This is a genomic window from Paraburkholderia sp. D15 (assembly GCF_029910215.1).
Classification (GTDB): Bacteria; Pseudomonadota; Gammaproteobacteria; order Burkholderiales; family Burkholderiaceae; genus Paraburkholderia.
This window is the reverse complement of record NZ_CP110395.1, coordinates 1984338-2003237: the sequence shown is the minus strand read 5'-3', so window position 1 is coordinate 2003237 and position 18900 is coordinate 1984338. Positions and strand designations below refer to the sequence as shown.

The 18900-nt window shown below is 66.3% G+C and carries 17 protein-coding genes; 6 read left to right on the top strand and 11 right to left on the bottom strand.

Translation table 11 applies throughout. The features are described from left to right. Positions 1-117: 117 nt before the first annotated feature. The 3 genes from kdgR to LFL96_RS08610 all read left to right on the top strand — a co-directional run bounded on the left by kdgR (position 118) and on the right by LFL96_RS08610 (position 2331). Positions 118-1032: a DNA-binding transcriptional regulator KdgR gene (gene kdgR / locus LFL96_RS08620; RefSeq protein ID WP_281000160.1), complete on the top strand. Its 915-nt coding sequence runs from the start codon at positions 118-120 to the stop codon at positions 1030-1032. 542 nt (positions 1033-1574) lie between these two features. Continuing rightward, on the top strand, positions 1575-1976 hold the full coding sequence (locus tag LFL96_RS08615) for a hypothetical protein (RefSeq protein ID WP_281000159.1): 402 nt from the start codon (positions 1575-1577) through the stop codon (positions 1974-1976). Between the two features lie 106 nt (positions 1977-2082). After that, positions 2083-2331, top strand: a complete 249-nt coding sequence (locus tag LFL96_RS08610) for a hypothetical protein (protein WP_281000157.1) — start codon at positions 2083-2085, stop codon at positions 2329-2331. A gap of 19 nt (positions 2332-2350) precedes the next feature. Here the strand turns inward: LFL96_RS08610 and LFL96_RS08605 are convergent, their stop codons facing one another. The 5 genes from LFL96_RS08605 to mprF all read right to left on the bottom strand — a co-directional run bounded on the left by LFL96_RS08605 (position 2351) and on the right by mprF (position 10014). Further along, positions 2351-2602: a hypothetical protein gene (locus tag LFL96_RS08605; RefSeq protein WP_281000155.1), complete on the bottom strand. Its 252-nt coding sequence runs from the start codon at positions 2600-2602 to the stop codon at positions 2351-2353. 209 nt (positions 2603-2811) lie between these two features. Then, a complete protein-coding gene (locus tag LFL96_RS08600; RefSeq protein ID WP_281000153.1) occupies positions 2812-3990 on the bottom strand; it encodes a 4-hydroxybenzoate 3-monooxygenase in 1179 nt (392 codons plus the stop codon). A gap of 298 nt (positions 3991-4288) precedes the next feature. Then, positions 4289-5860, bottom strand: coding sequence for a threonine ammonia-lyase, biosynthetic (ilvA, locus tag LFL96_RS08595; RefSeq protein ID WP_281000151.1), 1572 nt, complete (start codon positions 5858-5860; stop codon positions 4289-4291). A gap of 249 nt (positions 5861-6109) precedes the next feature. Beyond that, complete coding sequence (locus LFL96_RS08590; RefSeq protein WP_281000149.1) at positions 6110-7414, bottom strand: AcvB/VirJ family lysyl-phosphatidylglycerol hydrolase; 1305 nt, start codon at positions 7412-7414, stop codon at positions 6110-6112. Beyond that, on the bottom strand, positions 7411-10014 hold the full coding sequence (gene mprF / locus LFL96_RS08585) for a bifunctional lysylphosphatidylglycerol flippase/synthetase MprF (protein WP_281000148.1): 2604 nt from the start codon (positions 10012-10014) through the stop codon (positions 7411-7413). The genes LFL96_RS08590 and mprF overlap by 4 nt, the downstream gene beginning before the upstream one ends. A gap of 230 nt (positions 10015-10244) precedes the next feature. Here mprF and LFL96_RS08580 point away from each other — a divergent pair, with 230 nt between their 5' ends. Next, a complete protein-coding gene (locus tag LFL96_RS08580) occupies positions 10245-10391 on the top strand; it encodes a hypothetical protein (RefSeq protein WP_281000908.1) in 147 nt (48 codons plus the stop codon). A 90-nt stretch (positions 10392-10481) separates the two neighbouring features. On the opposite strand, the gene LFL96_RS08575 is transcribed toward LFL96_RS08580, so the two are convergent. After that, positions 10482-10631, bottom strand: a complete 150-nt coding sequence (locus LFL96_RS08575) for a hypothetical protein (RefSeq protein ID WP_281000146.1) — start codon at positions 10629-10631, stop codon at positions 10482-10484. Positions 10632-10861: 230 nt separating this feature from the next. On the opposite strand from LFL96_RS08575, the gene LFL96_RS08570 reads away from it, so the two are divergent. Then, positions 10862-12259: an MFS transporter gene (locus LFL96_RS08570; RefSeq protein ID WP_281000144.1), complete on the top strand. Its 1398-nt coding sequence runs from the start codon at positions 10862-10864 to the stop codon at positions 12257-12259. Positions 12260-12267: 8 nt separating this feature from the next. Here the strand turns inward: LFL96_RS08570 and LFL96_RS08565 are convergent, their stop codons facing one another. The 4 genes from LFL96_RS08565 to LFL96_RS08550 form a co-directional block, all read right to left on the bottom strand. Continuing rightward, entirely contained in the window at positions 12268-12921 is a 654-nt protein-coding gene (locus LFL96_RS08565) for a glycosyltransferase (RefSeq protein WP_281000142.1), read from the bottom strand. Continuing rightward, positions 12918-13556, bottom strand: a complete 639-nt coding sequence (locus tag LFL96_RS08560; RefSeq protein ID WP_281000632.1) for a class I SAM-dependent methyltransferase — start codon at positions 13554-13556, stop codon at positions 12918-12920. The genes LFL96_RS08565 and LFL96_RS08560 overlap by 4 nt, the downstream gene beginning before the upstream one ends. A gap of 47 nt (positions 13557-13603) precedes the next feature. Next, a complete protein-coding gene (locus tag LFL96_RS08555) occupies positions 13604-14851 on the bottom strand; it encodes an acyl-CoA dehydrogenase family protein (RefSeq protein WP_281000630.1) in 1248 nt (415 codons plus the stop codon). Positions 14852-15140: 289 nt separating this feature from the next. Next, positions 15141-17114 (bottom strand): PAS domain S-box protein, encoded by a 1974-nt coding sequence (locus tag LFL96_RS08550; RefSeq protein ID WP_281000140.1) that lies wholly within the window; start codon positions 17112-17114, stop codon positions 15141-15143. A 138-nt stretch (positions 17115-17252) separates the two neighbouring features. On the opposite strand from LFL96_RS08550, the gene LFL96_RS08545 reads away from it, so the two are divergent. Then, complete coding sequence (locus LFL96_RS08545) at positions 17253-17489, top strand: hypothetical protein (RefSeq protein WP_281000139.1); 237 nt, start codon at positions 17253-17255, stop codon at positions 17487-17489. 193 nt (positions 17490-17682) lie between these two features. Here LFL96_RS08545 and LFL96_RS08540 read toward each other — a convergent pair whose 3' ends face one another. Further along, positions 17683-18750 carry an NAD(P)/FAD-dependent oxidoreductase gene (locus LFL96_RS08540; protein ID WP_281000132.1) on the bottom strand — a complete coding sequence of 356 codons (1068 nt, stop codon included), beginning with the start codon at positions 18748-18750 and terminating at the stop codon, positions 17683-17685. Positions 18751-18900 lie beyond the last annotated feature (150 nt).

Here is an 18900-nt window from a genome sequence, read left to right as displayed (position 1 = left end):
GACAGGACCGTCGCGCACGCCGCGTTATGGCGGCGGCACTCCATGTGCGCGGAAACGAACGCGCAACACAGGCGGCGGCTACGCCTGGCAGCATGAATCAGCGAGGGAATCACGGAAATGGCAACAACGAGCAGACAGCGCAAGGATCACGACGCCACGTCGCGTCACCCCGCAAACAGCGCGGACAGCATGGACGACGCGGACTGCGCCGGTGGAGAACGCGGCGAATCGGCTTCGTCGATCGGCCGGGTATTCGCGATTCTCGGTGCGATCGGCGAGCGCGGACAGATCGGCATCAGCGAACTGTCGCAACGGCTCGGCATGTCGAAGACCACCGTGCATCGCGTGATCCAGACGCTGAAGGCGCTCGGCTACGTGACCCAGGAAGTCGAAACCGAACGCTACCGTCTGACCATCCGTCTGTTCGAACTCGGCGCGCGGGCGCTGGAAAGCGTCGACCTCGTGCGCGAAGCCGACATCGAAATGCGCCGCATCGGCGCGCTCACGCGCGAGGCCGTCCACCTCGGCGCGTTCGACGAAGACGCGATCATCTACATCCACAAGATCGATGCCGACTACGGCCTGCGCATGCAATCGCGGATCGGCCGGCGCAATCCGCTGCACAGCACGGCGATCGGCAAGGTGCTGCTCGCGTGGATGGAACCGGCGGACGCCCGCGAGGTGCTCTCGCACGTCGAGTTCCGCAAGTCGACGCCGAAGACGCTCGCCTCCGCCGACGCCGTGCTGAGCATTCTGCCGCGCGTGCGCGAACAGGGTTATGGCGAAGATAACGAGGAACAGGAAGAAGGTTTGCGTTGTCTCGCGGTGCCGGTGTTCGACCGCTTCGGCCGCGTGATCGCCGGCCTGTCTATTTCGTTTCCGACCATGCGCTGCGGCGCCGATACGAAGGCGCACTACGTCACGCTGCTGAAGCAGTCGGGCGAGGCGATTTCCGCGCGGCTCGGGTATCGCGGCATTGCGTCGGAGACTGCGCCGGCAACGGCGCCGGCGGTTGTCGTCGAGCAGCGATAGACAGCGGCGCGTTGCGCGCTGTCCTCAGTCTGCAACCGAATGTATCCGCCGCGGCGTACCCGCGTGCCGCATGATGCGGTGTAGTTAGCGGACGTTCGCGCGCGGCCCGCTTTATTCTCATCAATCGCCACAACGCGCGGCCACGCTGCGCTTTTCATAGCGTGCTCAAGGGCTTGGCGGCGCTCGCCGCCATGACCGGCCGTCAGCGCGATACGTACACCCGCTCCGATCCACCACCCACGATGCCGCGCCGGCATCGTGCGGCATCGACACGTCCTGTTACACACGAACACATCGGTAATGACGCCGCTCAGTAGAGTTCGATCACTCAGTCACACGACGCTACGGAGCAACATCATGAAACGAATTCTCGCGCTGGTCATTCTCGCCCTCACGCTCGGCAGCGCGCTCGGCGGCTGCATCGTGGTGCCGGCAGGCGGCGGCTATCACGACCACTACTACCACGATCATTACTAAGCCGTCACGACGCGGCGTCACACATCGCGGTCTCCACACTCAATCGAAAAAACAGAGAACAACACATGAGCAATTCACGTAGCCGCTGGCTGGCGATGAGCATCGTCGCGAGTCTGGGAATCGGCGCATCGTCGATCGCGTTCGCGCACGTCGACGTGGGGGTGAACATCGGCGTGCCCGGTGTCGTCTATGCACCGCAACCCGCGCCGGAACCGGTCTATGCGCCGCCTCCGCCGCCCGTGTATGCGCCGGCGCCGCCGGTCGTCGTGGTCGCGCCGGGCTGGTACGGCGAACGCTATTACGACGGACATCGATACTGGGAGCGTCGCGAGTGGGAAGCACGCCATCGCGATGAACGCGAGTGGCACGACGCGCGCGGTCCGCATGGCGACTGGCATGGCCCGCGCGGCGACTGGCACGGCCCCGATGGCCGCGACGGCGGCTGGCACGGCAACGGCGACCATTGACGCCTGCGCGTAGGCAACGTCGCCGACGAAGCCGCGTGGCATTCTCGCGGCATACTCGCGGCATACTCGGACCACCTCGCGCCACACGCATCATAGGAGCGACGTTTTGCTACGCACCGAAACACGACGAGTCACGGCGCACATCGACGACCAGGTCGTCTGCGCCGAATACAGCGAACAGACTGGGCAATTGTGTCTGCGGCGGGACGGCGCGTTGCTGCGCGAATGGTTTCCGCCGCATTCGTGGATGGCCATCGCGTCGGTGGCCGGCGCGCGGCATTGGGGCACGCGGCCAACCGACGACGATCTGATGGCCCTGCTGCGCAACGAGATGACCTTGCTCGGCGCGCAGTGAATGCGTCGACTATCGGGTCCTAACGAGCGTTGTAGATCGGCGGCGAATACGAGCTGACCGTCGTCTCGTTGGCGGCACCGGCTTGCCACGTACCGCGACTTCCAGAACCATAACCGCTAGTGGCCGCCTGCGCGCCAACCGCTTGACCGGCGGATTGCGTTTGAACCGCCTGCGTATCCTGCGTGGCCGGCTGCATCGACGCCTGCGCGAACGAAGCGACCGGTGCCGCCAGCACCACCGCGAGGGCCGCGGCTTGAATGAGCGACTTCATGAAACCACCTCCAGAATGTGTCTCGACTCTGCCTCTATACGCGCTGCGAATGGGGCCTTGGGAGCCTCGTGGGACGTTTTCGGCAGCGATGAGCACAGTGTAGGTGGGCGCCGATACGGGATAAATCCGCCAAACCTGAATTCAGTGTTGCTTCCGGCACGACAATGAAGGGCTATTGCTTTGCATTCCGTTCGCCCTTCCCTCGACCTCTACGCGTGCGCGCCGGCCACGCCCACATAGTTCTCCGCCATCGCCGTGGCTGCCGCGCGCGAACTCGTCACATACTCCAGCTCGGCCACCTGCAGGCGCTGTTCGAACGGCGACGCACCGTCCATGCGATGCATCATGCTGGTCATCCAGTAAGAGAAATGCTCGGCGCGCCAGATGCGCTTGAGCGCCGTTTCGCTATACCTGTCGAGCAGATCCGTGCAGTCGTCGCGGTAAAACGCGTTCAATGCGTCGGTCAGCACGCGCACGTCGGCGACCGCCAGGTTCATCCCTTTCGCACCGGTCGGCGGCACGATATGCGCGGCGTCGCCCGCGAGAAACAGGCGGCCATGCTGCATCGTCGCCGATACGAAACTGCGCATGCCGACAATGTTCTTCTGAAAGATCTTGCCGTCCACGACGTGCCGGCCGTCGTGCGAATCGACGCGCGCATGCAGCTCGGCCCAGATTCGATCATCCGACCAATGCTCGACCGAGTCCTGCGGATCGCACTGGAAGTACATGCGCTGCACGTTCTTCGAGCGCGTGCTGATCAGCGCGAAGCCGCGTTCGTGCCGCGCGTAAATCAACTCCTCCGATGAAGGCGGCCCTTCGCACAGGATGCCGAACCATCCGAACGGATACACGCGTTCGAAGTCACGCCGCAATGCCTGCGGAATCGCCTTGCGCGACACGCCCTGCGAGCCGTCGCAACCGATTACGAAGTCGCACCGCAACTCGTGCGTCGCGCCTTCGTGTTGAAAACGGATCGACGGTGTGTCGGTTTCGATGCCGTGAATCGACGTGTCCGACACGTTGAAGCGCAGCGCGCCATGCGCGGCCACGCGTGCCGCGACCAGATCCTTGATCACTTCGTGCTGCGCGTACACGGTGATCGAATGCCCGGTGAGTCCGGTCAGATCGATACGATGCCGCTGACCTTCGAACGCCAGTTCGAAGCCGTGATGCAACGCGCCCTCGGCCTGCATGCGCGCGCCGACGCCGGCCTCGATCAGCAGATCCATGGTGCCCTGCTCGAGCACGCCGGCGCGAATGGTGGATTCGATCTGCTCGCGTGAACGCGTTTCGAGTACGACCGACTCGATACCGCGCAAATGAAGCAGATGGGAAAGCAGCAGGCCCGCCGGACCCGCACCGATGATGCCAACCTGGGTGCGCATGTGTCGTCTCCTATGCCGGCCCGCGTCGACGTATGAGCGTCTTGCGTGGCCTCATGCATTTGATTGCGAACGCAACGTTCGAAGTGCGTCCAGTGTGACGATCGCGTCCCGTATCGCGCAACGCGATAAGGCGGATAGCTTGTATGCGGATTTGAGATAACGGTGAGGCGTCGGCTTGTGCGCACGAAGATGTCGATGCGCGCTAACGCTGTCCTGGCGGAGCTTGTGGCTCGTTCGCCGGAAGACCGTCGAAAGCGATGGCATGCGCAGGGCTCAAGGTAAACCCCGACGCGACAAACTACGCGAGAAACAGGCGATACACCGGGTTCTGCGTCTCTTCCCAGTTCGGATAACCCAGCGTCGCGAGAAACTGGTCGAACGCGGCGTTCTCGCTCTCCGGCACCTGAATGCCGACGAGAATCGAGCTGTAGTCCGCGCCCTGGTTCCGGTAATGGAACAGGCTGATATTCCAGTTCGGCGCCATCGACGACAGGAACTTCATCAACGCGCCCGGCCGTTCCGGAAACTCGAAACGGAACAGCCGTTCGTCATGCGCAAGCGGCGAGCGGCCGCCGACCATGTAGCGGATGTGCTGCTTCGACAGTTCATCGAAGGTCAGGTCGACGGTGGCGAAACCGTGCGCCTCGAACGCGCCCGCGATCTGCGCGGACTCGCTGCGATTGCGGATCTGCACGCCGACGAAGATATGCGCGGAGTTCGCATCCGCGATCCGGTAGTTGAATTCGGTGACGCTGCGGGTGCCGACCAGTTCGCAGAAGCGCCTGAAGCTGCCGCGCTCTTCGGGGATCGTCACCGCGAACACCGCTTCGCGCGCTTCACCGACCTCGGCGCGTTCGGCGACGAAACGCATGCGGTCGAAATTCATGTTCGCGCCCGACGTGATCGCGATCAGCGTCTGGTTCTCGATGCCTTCACGCTCGGCATACTGCTTCGCGCCGGCCACGGCGAGCGAGCCCGCCGGTTCAAGCACGCTGCGCGTGTCCTGGAAGACGTCCTTGATCGCGGCGCACAACGCGTCGGTGTTCACGGTGAGCACGTCGTCGAGATATTCGCTGCACAGCCGGAAGGTTTCCTCGCCCACGAGCTTGACCGCCGTACCGTCCGAGAACAGGCCCACTTCATTCAGCGTGACCCGTTCGCCCGCTTTCAGCGAGATCGCCATCGCGCACGAATCGTCGGTCTGCACGCCGATCACCTTGATCTCCGGACGCACCGATTTCACGTACGCGGCCACGCCCGCCGCGAGCCCGCCGCCGCCGATCGGCACGAAGATCGCGTGGATCGGCCCCTGGTGCTGGCTGAGAATTTCCATCGCGACGGTGCCTTGTCCCGCGATCACGTACGGGTCGTCGAACGGATGCACGAAGGTCAGGCCGCGTTCTTCCTGCAACGTCACCGCGTGAGCGTAGGCATCGCTGTACGACTCGCCGAACTGCACCACCTCGACGGTCGGGCCGCCGTGCGCGCGCACGGCGTCGACCTTCACCTGCGGCGTCGTCACCGGCACGACGATGATCGCCTTCACGCCCATGCGTGCCGCCGACAGCGCCACGCCCTGCGCATGATTGCCCGCCGATGCGGTAATCACGCCACGCTCCAGCGCCTCGGCCGGAATGTGCGCCATCTTGTTGTACGCGCCGCGGACCTTGAACGAGAACACCGGCTGGTTGTCCTCGCGTTTCAGATAGACCGGATTGCGCAGCCGTGCCGACAGGTTCGGCGCGCGTTCGAGTTCGGTCTCGCGGGCCACGTCGTAGACGCGCGCGGTGAGGGTTTTTTTCAGGTAGTCGTGGCGTAGCGCGACGCTGTCGGCGGCTTCGGCCACCGGGGTGACTTCATGGAACGGCAAGGCAGTCTCCTGAATGAACGGCAAGAATCGAGTGAATCGATACAGCGGGAATCGACCAGGAGGCAGGGTTTTGAACCTGACAGCGGACATAAAAAAACCCGCCTCGTGGGGCGGGTTATTTTGTCACTGCGTAGTCACTGCAAGTCGACGCGCGCTAACCCACCATTCGATGAATGATGCTAATAATCAGCGCAATACGGATGTCGAGGCAGTTCATGTGGGCGATCTTCGTTGACGTGACGCGTTTTGTCAATCCTTGCTCACGCCGCTCTTCTTTTTGAAAGTCGCGAGAATGCGTTGCTCGAGCGCGTTGTAGTCGCGGCCGAAGTGGTGATCGCCCGACGTGCGGATCACTTCGACGCCCTGCTTGCCCAGCTCCGGACACAAGGTGTCCTTCTCGGTCTCGCCGTAGAAACACTGCATCAGCGAGAGCGGTACGTGCGCGAGTTCGGGCTGCACCTTCAGCGCCTTGTCGCTGGCCGGCATGCCGAGCCAGCCGCCGACGCGAATCTGGAAGTCGGCGTCCGCCGCGAAGCCGAGCAGCGACATCAGCGAGACCTTGCTCTTCAGCGTGTCGGGCAGACGGTTGTAGGCGAACGGCATCACGTCGGCGCCGAACGAATAGCCGATCAGCGCGATATGTTGCGCGTGCCAGCGCGCGCCGTAGGTCTGCATCACGCGCGCGAGGTCGCGGCTGGTCTGCGCGGGCGACTGCTCGCTCCAGAAATAACGCAGGCTGTCCCAGCCGACCACCGACACGCCGTCCTTCTGCAAGCCGAGCGCGATGGTCTTGTCGAGATCGCGCCAGCCGCCGTCGCCGGAGATCACGATCGCCATCAGGCCGTTCGGATGCGCGGCCGGCAGTTCGATCAGCGGCAGGTCGGAGACATCGTCGTCGCCCGTCGGCAGTGTCTGCAGATGCGGCGTCAGCAGCGCGACGAGGCGCGCGCGGTCGGCCTTGCCCGTCACCGCTTTTTCGACGAAGCCCGGCACCTTGTCGCGGATCACCGTCGGGTCCGGCGGGCACGGCTGGAAGCGTGCGTCGAGCGTGCGCTCGGGGTCTACCGAGACCGCGCCGGCGATCGTGTTCGACGGCGCCTGTTCCAGCACCTGCATCGCGAGCGTCGCGCCCTGCCCGGTACCCGCGACGATCGGCGCGTAGTAATGCGTCGACTGCGATTGCCGTTCGAGTTGATGGCTCAGCGATTCCGCGTCGCCGACCAGCTTGTGGCAGGTCTCCTTCGTCGCGGCGAGGTTCGCCGCATAGCGCGCCGTATCCACGCCGACAGTCAACGCGCCGGCTTTCGCGAGCGCGTCGGCGCTCTGCTGATCCGCCGCGCTCCAGCCGCTGGACTGCGAGTACAGCACCACGAAGCCGCGCAACGGACCGCTCGGCTGCGTCACCGTCACGTCGCCGAAACGGCCGCCCGGCACGGTGGAACTGGCGGCCTGAACGAGGGAACTGCCGCCCACGAGGCCCGCCACCACGGCGAGCCGGAAACACGCATGCAAGGACGAACGCACAGACGAATGCAAAAACGAATCCAAGGTCATGAACGCCGGCCTCCTGCCAGCAATGACAGGTCCGCGAGCGTGAAGAACACGCCGACCGAACCTGACGCCGCGAGATAGCGCGGCTCCCAGTGCGGCTGGAACTTGCTCTTGAAAGCACGCAAGCCGCGGAAGTTATAGAAACGGCCGCCGAAGCGCCATACGATGCCGGCGATGCGGTGCCAGCGCGACGCGAGCGGCGTCGGCCGCATGCCGGAGAGCGGCGCGATGCCGAGGCTCAGCGAGCGGAAGCCCGCCTGCTTCAGATGCAGCGCCAGTTGGGTGAACAGATATTCCATCGCATACGGCGACGCGCTTTCCACGTGGCGCATCACGCCGACGGTGGCCTCGGTATTGAGATCGGTCGTCATGAAGGTGACGAAGGCGGCGGGTTCGCCGTTCTGGCGCACCAGCATCACCGATTGCGCGGCGAGGTATTCGTCGTTGAAGGCGGCCACCGAGAAGCTCTTCTCGCGCGCGTCGCGGCTATCGAGCCAGCCGTCGGAAATCTCCCGCAAGGTTTCGAGCGATGCGGGCACGTCGGCCTGATCGATCACCTCGACGGTGAAGCCGTCGCGTTCGCCACGCTTTAACGCATAGCGCAGATGCGCGCGGTGCGAGCCCTTCAGATCGAAATCGTCGAGCACCACGTGGGCTTCCTCGCCGAGTTTCATCAGCGTGAGGCCCGCGTCGAGATACAGCGGCAGCGCGTTCGCGCGCACCTGGTAGAACGCCGCGCGGCCGCCGTGCGCATGCGCGAGCGCGACGAACTTGCCGATCAGGCCGGCCCACTCCTCGCGCGGTCCCACCGGATCGTGCAGCGCGGCCCACGTGCGGCCGTATTTCGCGTACATCAGGAAGGCCTCGCGCGACTCGGAGAACAGGAAGCTCTTGTCGCCCATCAGCGCGAGACCGGCGTCGCTGCGCTCCTGCGCGCGCACGATGCGCGCGGCGTCGAGCAGATCTTCCGGCGCGGGTTTGACAAAGCGGCCCGCGGCCGGACGCAACAGCTGCCAGAACGCGAAGGTCGCCGCGAACAGACTCGCGGCCAGCGTCGCGCGCAGCGCGCGCGGCGCGCGCTCGTCGAATGCAAATTGCCACCACAGGTCGCGGGTGTACGGCACGTCGCGGAAGGCAAACAGCATCACCCACACGGCCAGCGCGAGCACCATCGCGATCGACACCAGCCAGCCCGCGGTGAAGCGTTCGGAGAACAGCGACGAGTGACGGCTGAAGCGCTTGCGCGTGGACAGCAGCAGCACGATCAGCGTGCCGAGCACGCCCGCCTCGACGAAGGCAAGACCCTTGGTCAACGACAACCCGAGACTCAGCACCGCGAGCAGCAACGTCATCCACCACGCGGCGTCGAGCCGCCGCAGCAAACCACGCGCGACGAACAACAGCAGCACGCCGAGCACGCTGCACAGCATCTGCGAGCTTTCGAGCACCCACAGCGGCAGCACGTCGCGCAGAATCCGGATGCGTTGCCAGAACGCGGGCGTCGCGCTGGAAATCACCAGCATGCCGCCGACGAGAAACGTCACGAGGCTCAGAAACAGCGGTGCCAGTTTCGACACGCCGGCCGCGTGGCGCAGCGGCAGACGGCCTTTCAGCGCGCGCCCCTCGAAGCCCGCGAGCAATCCCGCCGAGACGATCAGCGGCACGCCGAAATAAATCGCGCGATACGCGAGCAGCGCGGCGAGCATCTCGTGCGTCTGCACGCTGCCGTTCAGCGCGAACACCATCGCCGCCTCGAACACGCCGACGCCGCCCGGCGTGTGCCCGATCATGCCGAGCAGCATGGCCGCCGCGTAGATCGTCACGAAGCTCGTGAAGCTCACGCCCGCGTGCGGCAGCAGCGCCCACAACGCGAGGCCCGCGGCCACCACGTCGAGCACGGCGAGCGCGATCTGCGCGAGCAGGTCGCGGCGCGCGGGAATATCGAACGAAAGCCATTGCCAGCGCGTGCGCACCGGCCGCGTGTCGCGCCGGCAGGCGGCCGCCGCGAGCGCGAGCGCGACGAGCAACGCCGCGCCGGTCCAGCGCAGCGCGAGCGGCGACAGATGCAGCATCGGCGCGAGCGTGCCGGCCGCGCCGACCATGCCGAGCGCGGTCATCAGCACCAGCGCGAGCGCGAGCGATACGCTCGTGAACACCGTCATGCGGCCGATCTGCACGGGCGTCACGCCGCTCACGCCGTAGACGCGCGCGCGCACCGCGCCGCCCGTCAGCGCGCCGAAGCCGGTCGCGTTGCCGAGCGCGGACCCGGCGATCGCGCCGACCCACAGCGCGATACGCGGCACCGCCGTGCCGAGATAGCGCAGGCCGACGGCATCGCGGCCGACCAGCGCGACAAAGCTGAGCGCGGTCGCGCCGAGCGCCGCGCACCACTCGCCGGCCGTCAGATGACGCAGCTGGCGCATCACGGAGCGATAGTCGACGGCTTGCGAAAGATGTTGCAGGACGACCAGCAGGAGCCCGCAGATGACGAGCGCGAGGATGGGCGAGAGGACGCCGCGGCCGCCGAGCGTTTTCAGGAAACGCGGCGCACGCGAGAGCGTCGCGCCGAGCCGGGCGAACGTGTTGTTATATCGGTGGAACATGGTCAAGGCGGCCTTGCATGGAGCGGTCGCGGCGTCGGATCGTCCGCCACGGCGTCGCCTGTCTCAGGCGATTACAAATGGATAACGGCAACCGCGCCAAAAGGTTGACAGTGTCGGCGTTTTGCAGGGGTTTTAGTCAAGTTTTTCGCGCCGCCTGCCGTAATCGCGATCAATAGCCGGGTGCGATGCGCCGCATACGCCAGGTGGACTTCGGTACGGGATGGAGAACGATGATGGCGGAACAGGATTGGGTGATGGCGGGGATGTATCTGGTTGGACTGGTGTCGATGGCGCTCCTGATGAGCGCGCTGTCCGCGCGTGCTACGCGGCAGCGCGCGGCGTTATCGGCGGTGAGGGTGTCGAACCAGCACGAGTGAGCGTGCGAACGTACGCACGCTGTCACGACGGAACGCCCGGCGTTCGGCCGGCGCCGGTTGCGGCGCCTCGAGCTCGGACGTGCGTCGCGCTTACTGCGGACGGCGATGCGCTTCGGCCAGCTCCGCACAGTACTGCAGGTGCAGGCTCAGCGCATGCCGCGCCAGAGCGCGCAGCTTGCCGAGCCAGGTGCCGGCGGTCGGGACGGTGGCGCGGGCAGCGGTGTTGGATGCGGTGTTCATGGCGGAATCCTTCAGGGTTTATACCTAGGCAATAACCCGATTATAACCGCCTCATCCCGCACCGCAACATATATCGAAAAAGTCCCGGATCGTTGATGGGCCTGAATCGGAAGGTGAAGGCAAATCTCAAAATGGGGGCGAAAGAAGTTCGCGCGGGATTAACAAACCGCACCGTACAGGTGCAATAATCACCCCTTTGCCTGCGACCGCCCGCCGCAGCCATTGCCGCCATGACCGCCGTTCAGAAAGCCATGATCGCGCCCCTCATCGTCGCCTGCGCGATGTTCATGGAGAGCGTCGACGCGAACGTGATCGTCACCGCGCTGCCGGCCATGGCGCGCGACTTCGGGCGCGATCCGGTCACCCTGAAAATCGCCGTGACGAGCTACGTGCTGGGCCTCGGCGTGTTCATTCCGGTGTGCGGCTGGCTGGCCGACCGCTTCGGCGCGCGCACCATCTTCCGCACGGCGATCGGCATTTTCGTCGCGGGTTCGCTGCTGTGCGCCGCGTCGAATTCGCTGGCCACCTTTACGCTCGCGCGCTTCGTGCAAGGCGTCGGCGGCGCGATGATGGTGCCGGTCGGGCGCATCATCATTTTCCGCGTGGTGCCCAAATCCGAGTTCATCCGCGCGATGAACTATCTGAGCGTGCCCGCCCTGCTCGGTCCGGCCGCCGGGCCGCTACTCGGCGGCTTCATCACCACCTATCTGCACTGGCGGCTGATTTTCTTCATCAACGTGCCGATCGGCATCCTCGGCATCTATCTGACCAACCGGTACATCGCCAATACGCGCGAGCCCGATCCGGGTCCGCTCGACTGGATCGGCTTCGTGCTGTCGGCCGCGGGCGCGGTGCTGCTGCTGCTCGGGCTGTCGCTGGTGGGCGGCGAACTGATGTCGAATCAGGACGCGTTCGGCATGTGCGCGAGCGGCGCGGTGCTGTTGCTTGGCTATATCGTGTACTCGCAGCGCGTCGAGAAACCGCTGCTGGATCTGCGCTTCTTCAAGGTGCCGACGTTTCAGGCGAGCGTGCTGGGCGGCTCGCTGTTTCGAATCGGCCTTGGCGCGCTGCCGTTCCTGTTGCCGCTGATGCTGCAGGAAGGGCACGGCATGAGCGCGTTCGAATCCGGGCTGATTACCTGCGCGTCCGCGTTCGGCGGGATGTTCATGCGCGTGATCGCGTCGAACGTATTGCACCGGTTCGGCTTTCGCTCGGTGCTGGTGGTCAACGCGGCGCTCTCGGGCGTGTCGATCGCGGCGTGCGGGCTGTTCTTTCCCGGCACGCCGACGTGGATCATCTGGGTGGTCGTACTGCTCGGCGGTTTCTTCCCGGCGTTGCAGTTCACGAGTCTGAATTCGCTGACCTACGCGGAGATCGCGAGCCGCGACGTCGGCCGTGCGACCAGCCTGGGCAGCGTCGTGCAGCAGATGTCGCTGGGGCTCGGCGTGACCGTCGGCGGGATCGTGCTGCAGATTTCGCGCTCGCTGCATGGGCACGCGAGCGTGACGTGGTCGGATTTCTGGCCGGCGTTTCTGGTGGTCGGGCTGTGTTCGCTCGCGTCGATTCCGGTGACGCGGCGGCTGCCGCATGGCGCGGGGGAAGAGATTTCGCGCGGCGGACGAGGCTGAGCGGCGGGTTATTGCACGGCCCACGCCGCGAGCGTATCGCCGAAACCACCGCGCGCCCGTGCCGCCGCGCGCGCACTCGTGATCACGCGCGGCGCCGCGCTCCAGGCGACGCGTGCGCCGCTCGCGACCAGCCGTTCGACCAGCGCGACATCCTCACTGCACGGCAGCGGCGGAAAGCCGCCCGCGCGCCGGTAAGCCTCGGCGGACACGCCCAGGTTCGCGCCGTGAATATGCCGATGACCGTCGGCGTCCACGTACGTCTTGTAGAAATACTCGCGCACGCTGAGCGGATGCGCGGTCCAGTCGTCGACCGCGATCGAGCCGCACACCGCATCCGCCTGCAGCGCTAGCTGCGCGGCCAGCCATCCCGCCGATACGCGGCTATCGCCGTCGGTGAAGGCGAGCCAGCGCGCGTCGGCGGCGAGCAGCAAGTCCGCGCCCGCCGCGCGCGCGATGCCGACGTTGCGCACTTTCAGCGTCAAGGTCTCGACGCCGTACGCGCGCGCGATCGCGCCGCTGAAATCGTCGCAGGTGTCGAGCACGACTACGATGCGCACACGCTCGCCCGCCAGCGCCTCGTGTCGCGCGGCATAGATCAACGCGGCAAGGCAAGGCGCGAGCAGCGCCTCCTCGTTATGCGCGGGGACGATCACGCCGATCATGACAAGCCCTCGCACTGCGCGACCGAGCGTGCGTCGCGCGACCACACGTCGATCAGCAGATCGGCTTCGTCGTGATGGGCGAGACGCGTGAGCCCGCAGCCCGCGTCGAGCGACGCATGCGCGGCGTCGGCGGACACGAGCGCTTCGGCGAACGGCCGCCGCCAGTGGCACGCGAGCAGCGTGCCGTCCGGCGTCAGCGAGGCGGCGATGCAGCCGGCCAGCGCTTCGATCTCCGACGCGTCGAGGTAATACGCGAGTTCGCTGATCACGATCAGATCAAATGGACCGGCGTCGAGCGGCCAGTCGCGCGGCACCGTGCGCCGTTCGACGCGCACGTGCGGCGCACCGGCCACGCGTTCGCGCGCGAGCTGCACCGCGCGTTCGTGGAGGTCGACGGCCAGTAGCGCATCGCAGCGTTTCGCCAGTTCGAACGTCAACTCGCCGTTCGCGCAACCGGGTTCGAACGCGTTGCGATAGCGCGGACGCGGCAGCAGCGCGAGCGTCAGCGAGCGCTTGCGGCGTTCGTACCAGCCTTCGCGCAGATGCCATGGGTCGTCGCTGCGGCGATAGAGGTCGTCGAAATAGGTGGTGGTGGCGCTTGTGCCTGCTTTATTGTCGGCGGCCTCGTCGGCCACCAGGCCGGTAATCGCGCCGTGCTCGCCTTCGGGCGGGTCAGGTAACGTCAAAGCGTCCACGGCATTTCTCCACCGTCGCGTGCGCCGATCTTGCCATCCACCTGGGTGTTGACACGGGACGCGCCATCGCCCGCCGCACCATTGCCGCGCGAACTCGCCGCCAGTTCGCCAAGCGCGGCCAGATCGCGCTCCGCATGGCTTTGCCGCACGAACACCGGCAGATCCGCCAACGCGCGCGCGAAACGCGCGTCGCGGCACAACGGTCCCGCGCCGAGCGCGCGCGTCGCGTGCTGCATCACCGTGGTCGCCGCTTCCTCGACGACGAGGCGTGCACGCAGCGCAATACGGTGCGCGTCGGCGAGCGGGTTCGCGTCGATCCAGGCCGCGCTCTCGCGCAGCACCGATGCCGCCGATGCCAACGCCACCTCGATCGCACCGAGATGCGCGAGCCGATGCGCGTCCGCCCGTTGCGTCGAACCCTCGCGCACGCGCTGACCGATCCGCGCGGCTGCGCCATACCAGCACGCGGCGATGCCCGCGCCGCCTTGCCAGAATCCCGGACGACGCACATAGGCGTGTGGGCCGCCGAGCAGGATCGCGGGCGTGTCGTTGAAGGTGACGTCGGCGCTCGCGGTGGCCTGCATGCCGACCGCCTGCCACTTCGACGCATCGATCGCGATCGACGGATGATCCATCTCGACCGCGGCAAGCACCGGCTCGCCGTTCAGCCACACGGTCACAAGCGCATGGCTGACGACGGCCGCGCCCGAGCACCACGCTTTCGTGCCGGTCAAGCGAATCGGCGGACTGGGTGGGACGCGTGGCGAGCGCGCGGTCCATGAGATCGAGTCGGCGAGATCGACACTCGGGTCGCCCATGCCGCCCATGTCACTCGTGTCACTCGTGTCGCGCGCTTCGCTCGCATCTCGCGAATCCCCCTGCTCGCTTCGCTCGCGTTTGCTCTGCGCGGCTTGAACGCGCGCATCGGGCGGCTCGGCCGCCCACACGGCCCAACGACTTCCCGCCGGCGGCGCAGGGCCATCCAGTTCGGCGAGGATCGCCAACGCATCCGTATGACCTTCGAAGAGTTTGACCAGGCCGAGATCGCACGCGGCCACCGCCGCCAGGGCGCGCCAGCGCGCGAGCGTCTGGCCATGACCGGGCAGCGGCACGAACGGCGCGCGGTCGCAGCCGTAATCGACCAGCGCGCCCAGCACCTTGCCGAGCGCGGCGGGGTCGGCGGGATCGAAACGGGTGTTGCGCAGGAAGTCATCGAGCGCGTCGGCGGGGGTCATCGCGGGCCACGCGCGGCGCGATGCGGCGAGGCCGCTCAACGTCGAGCCGGTCTGCGCGGCAGCGGCAGCGTCGATGTCCGCGTTCGTGTCGCCGTTCGCATCGCGGTTCGTGCCGCGATAAGCCACGCCCACCCCGGGCTGTTGCCGTAGCCGCGCCTTGACGCTGGCCATCAGGTCACGCGTATCGAGCATTCTGCCTCCCTGGATGTGTCGATCAAAAGCCGGCTGGCTTTGACCGGCTGCCGTGCATGCAGCTACACGGCAGCATCCAGCAAGGGTCGTGCCGCCCCTAGCCGCGCGCGTCCCCAGCCCGGCGCGCTTCGGCTTGCGCGAGCAGATCGTCGAACAGCGCCAGCTCCACCGGCTTCACCAGATGCGCGTGAAAGCCCGCCTCGCGCGTGCGCTGCACATCGCTCGCGTGACCGAAGCCGGTCATCGCCGCGTACATCGTGCCGGCCAGTTCGGGATAGGCGTGCAAGCCGGCGAGCGTCGCGAAACCGTCCATCTTCGGCATGGCCAGATCGATCACCGCGAGATGCGGCGCGAAGCGCGGCGCGATGTCGAGCGCCTGCTGCCCTTCGTACGCGATGCGCACCGTGTGGCCCTTCAGTTCGAGCAGCATCGCGAGGCTGTCGGCGGAATCGCGGTTGTCGTCGACCAGCAGAATGCGCAGCGGCGCGACGTCGTCCCCGGCCGCGCCCGGCGTGTCGGCCGGCGTCTCCGAGGTGGTCGCGGCGAGCGGCAGACTCACGGTGAACGCACTGCCGCAGCCCAGCCCGTCGCTGCTCGCGATGATGCTGCCGCCATGCATCTCCACCAGCGATTTGCACAAGGTCAGGCCGATACCGAGTCCGGCCTGGCCGACCGGCTGCCCCTCCTTCTCCTGCGTGAACAGTTCGAAGATCCGGTCGAGCGCCTGCGGCGCGATCCCGCAGCCGCCGTCGCGCACTTCGAGCACCGCCATCCGATGTTCGATGCGCCCCCGCACGTCGATGCGGCTGCCGGTCGGCGAAAACTTCGACGCGTTGTGCAGCAGGTTCTGCAGCACCTGCACGAGTCGCGTCATGTCGCCGCGCACGAACACCGGATCGCGCGGCAGATGGGTGACGACACGCTGTTCGTGCGCATCGGTGAAGGGCCGTGCCGCCTCGACGCCACGCGCCACCACTTCGGCGAGATCGACCTCGGCGATGCGCAGCTCGACCTTGTCCGACATGATCCGGCCGACGTCGAGCAGATCGTCCACGAGCCGCGTCAGATGCGTGACCTGGCGATCGATCAGATCGCGCGAACGCGCGAGCGTCGGACTCACGCCCGTCTCGAGTTGCATCACGCCGAGCGCGTTGCGCACCGGCGCGAGCGGATTGCGCAGTTCGTGCGCGAGCGTGGCGAGAAATTTGCGCATGCGGTCGCCGGAGCGTTCGAGTTCCTCCCGCTGACGCCGCTCGGTCAGATCGCGCGTGACCTTCGCGAACCCGCGCAACCGTTTCGATTCGTCATACACGGCGGTGATGTTGACGTTGGCCCAGAAGGTCGTGCCGTCCTTGCGCACGCGCCAGCCCTCGTCCTCGACGTGGCCGATCTGACGGGCGATCGCCAGTTCGCGCGCCGGCTTGCCCGCCGCGACATCCTCGGGCGGATAGAAGGTCGAGAAGTGCCGGCCCACGATGTCCTCGCGCGTGAAGCCCTTGATGCGCGCGGCGCCCGCGTTCCAGCTGATCACGTTGCCGTCCGGATCGAGCATGAAGATCGCGTAGTCCTTCACGCTGTCCACCAGCAGCCGGAAGCGCTCCTCGCTTTGCCGCAGCGCTTCGAGGTATTCGCGCTTCGCGGTCAGGTCGCGCGTGATCTTCGCGAAGCCGGTGAGGATGCCGGCCTGGTCGCGGATCGCGGTGATCACCACGTTCGACCAGAAGGTTGTGCCGTCCTTGCGCACGCGCCAGCCTTCGTCTTCGAAACGGCCCGTCAGCGACGCCTGCTGCAATTCGTATTCGGGCCAGCCACGCGCCACCGCCTCGGCGGTATAGAAGCGCGAGAAATGCTCGCCGATGATTTCCTGCTCGGTGTAGCCGTTCACCTTGTGCGCCCCGGCGCTCCAGCTGACGATGTGGCCGGTCGCGTCGAGCAGGAAGATCGCGTAGTCCTCGATCGCCTGGACCAGCATGCCGTAGTCGACCTGCACGCGCGCGGACGCCGCGGGGGCCGCGGATTCGCGCAAGGGGTCGGCGTTGTCGCCGGCGGAAGAGACGTCGAGTTGGGTCATGATGATTGGCGTAGAGAAGATGAGGTCCACTCAAAAGCATACACCGCGGCTTTGTCGACGCGAAAGCGACGGGTCGGCGCGGGCGGGCCTCCGGATTGCTAGCAGATCTCCACACTTTCATAAAACCAGGAGTCTGAATTGAAACGAGCATTCACCACCCTCGCCTTCGCCGCCGCGCTGACGCTCGCTCACACCGCCGCGCACGCCGAGGGCTGTACCAAGGGCGCGGTGGTCGGCGGCGTGGCCGGCCATGTCGCGGGCGATCACGGCGTAGCCGGCGCGGCCGCGGGTTGCGCGATCGGCCATCACGAAGCGAAGAAGAAGGACAAGGCCGCGAGCGCGGCGGCCGGGGCGAGTCAGCCGGCCGGGAAATGATGTGACGGTGGTTTTTTCCAGCGGCAGCGGCAGCGTCCGCTAGCGACACCGCCCAGAATCGTGTTGAAACACGCGTAAAAAAGAGCCGGTAGCGGGCGATATTTTCACCCGCCGCCGGCTCCCTGCATTCGGTGACAGCGCCGGGACGCCGTGCACGATCGCCCTTCGTTGCACTACCTGCACTACCTTATTCTCACCCCGCCGCGCCGACCTTCTCCGCGAGCTTCGCGTCGTAGCTCGAATGCACGTGCATGCGCTTCTTCTCCGGATACGCGTACGCATACGCCTTGCGCAACGCCAGCGACGCCTCGTGAAAACCCGACAGAATCAGCTTCTGCTTGTTCGGATAGTTGGCGATGTCGCCCACCGCGAAAATGCCGGGCCGCGAGCTCTCGTAGTTCGACGTGTCCACATCGACACGACCACCGTGAATCGACAGGTCCCACTTCGCGATCGGCCCGAGATCGGCGACCAGACCGTACAGCGCGATCAGATGCTCGGTGTCGAGCTGGATCTCGCCTTGCAGACCGCGCAACGTGAGCGACTTCAACGCGTCGTCTTCGACCGTCAGGCCCGCGATCGTGCCGACCACGAAATCCATCTCGCCCGCCTCGACCGCACGCCGCATCAGTTCGACGCTCGAATCGGCCGCGCTAAACCCGTTGCGCCGATGCACGAGCGTCACGCGCCGCGCGACCTTGCGCAGCGCCAGCACCCAGTCGAGCGCCGAGTCGCCGCCGCCGGCCACCACCACGTCGCGATCCGCGAAATCGGCGAGACGCTGCACGCTGTAGTGCACATGGCGCGATTCCAGCGGCACCGCTTCAGGCAACGCCAGTTTCTGCGGCACGAATGCACCGTTGCCGGCCGCGAGCAGGATCGCCGCGACATCGAAGCTCAGGCCGCGATCGGTGCGCACAGTCCAGCGTCCATCCTCGCGCTGCTCGACCGACTCGACGCGCTGTTCGAGATGAATCGGCACGTCGAACGGTTTGCATTGCGCGAGCAGACGCTCGACCAGCTCGCGCGCGGTGCACGAAGGAATCGCGGGGATGTCGTAGATCGGCTTGTCCGGATACAGCTCGATGCATTGACCGCCGACCTTGTCGAGTCCATCGACGATGTGGCACGTGAGGCCGATCACACCCGCCTCGAATGCCGCGAAAAGACCCACGGGACCGGCGCCGACGATCAGCACGTCGGTGCGGACCGGTTCGCCGGCGGGGATGGATGCGTTTGAAGGTGCTGCGCTGGAGGTCATACGGTGTACCCGGCTTGAAAACGATGGCCCACCATACCGAATCGCCACCACACCGGCAACGATGCCATTACGAAGCGTAAGGGCGCTGACGCTCGTCGGGCGAGCGCCGCCACCTACGCGATCGCCACGGCGATCGCGCCAAAGTGGTTA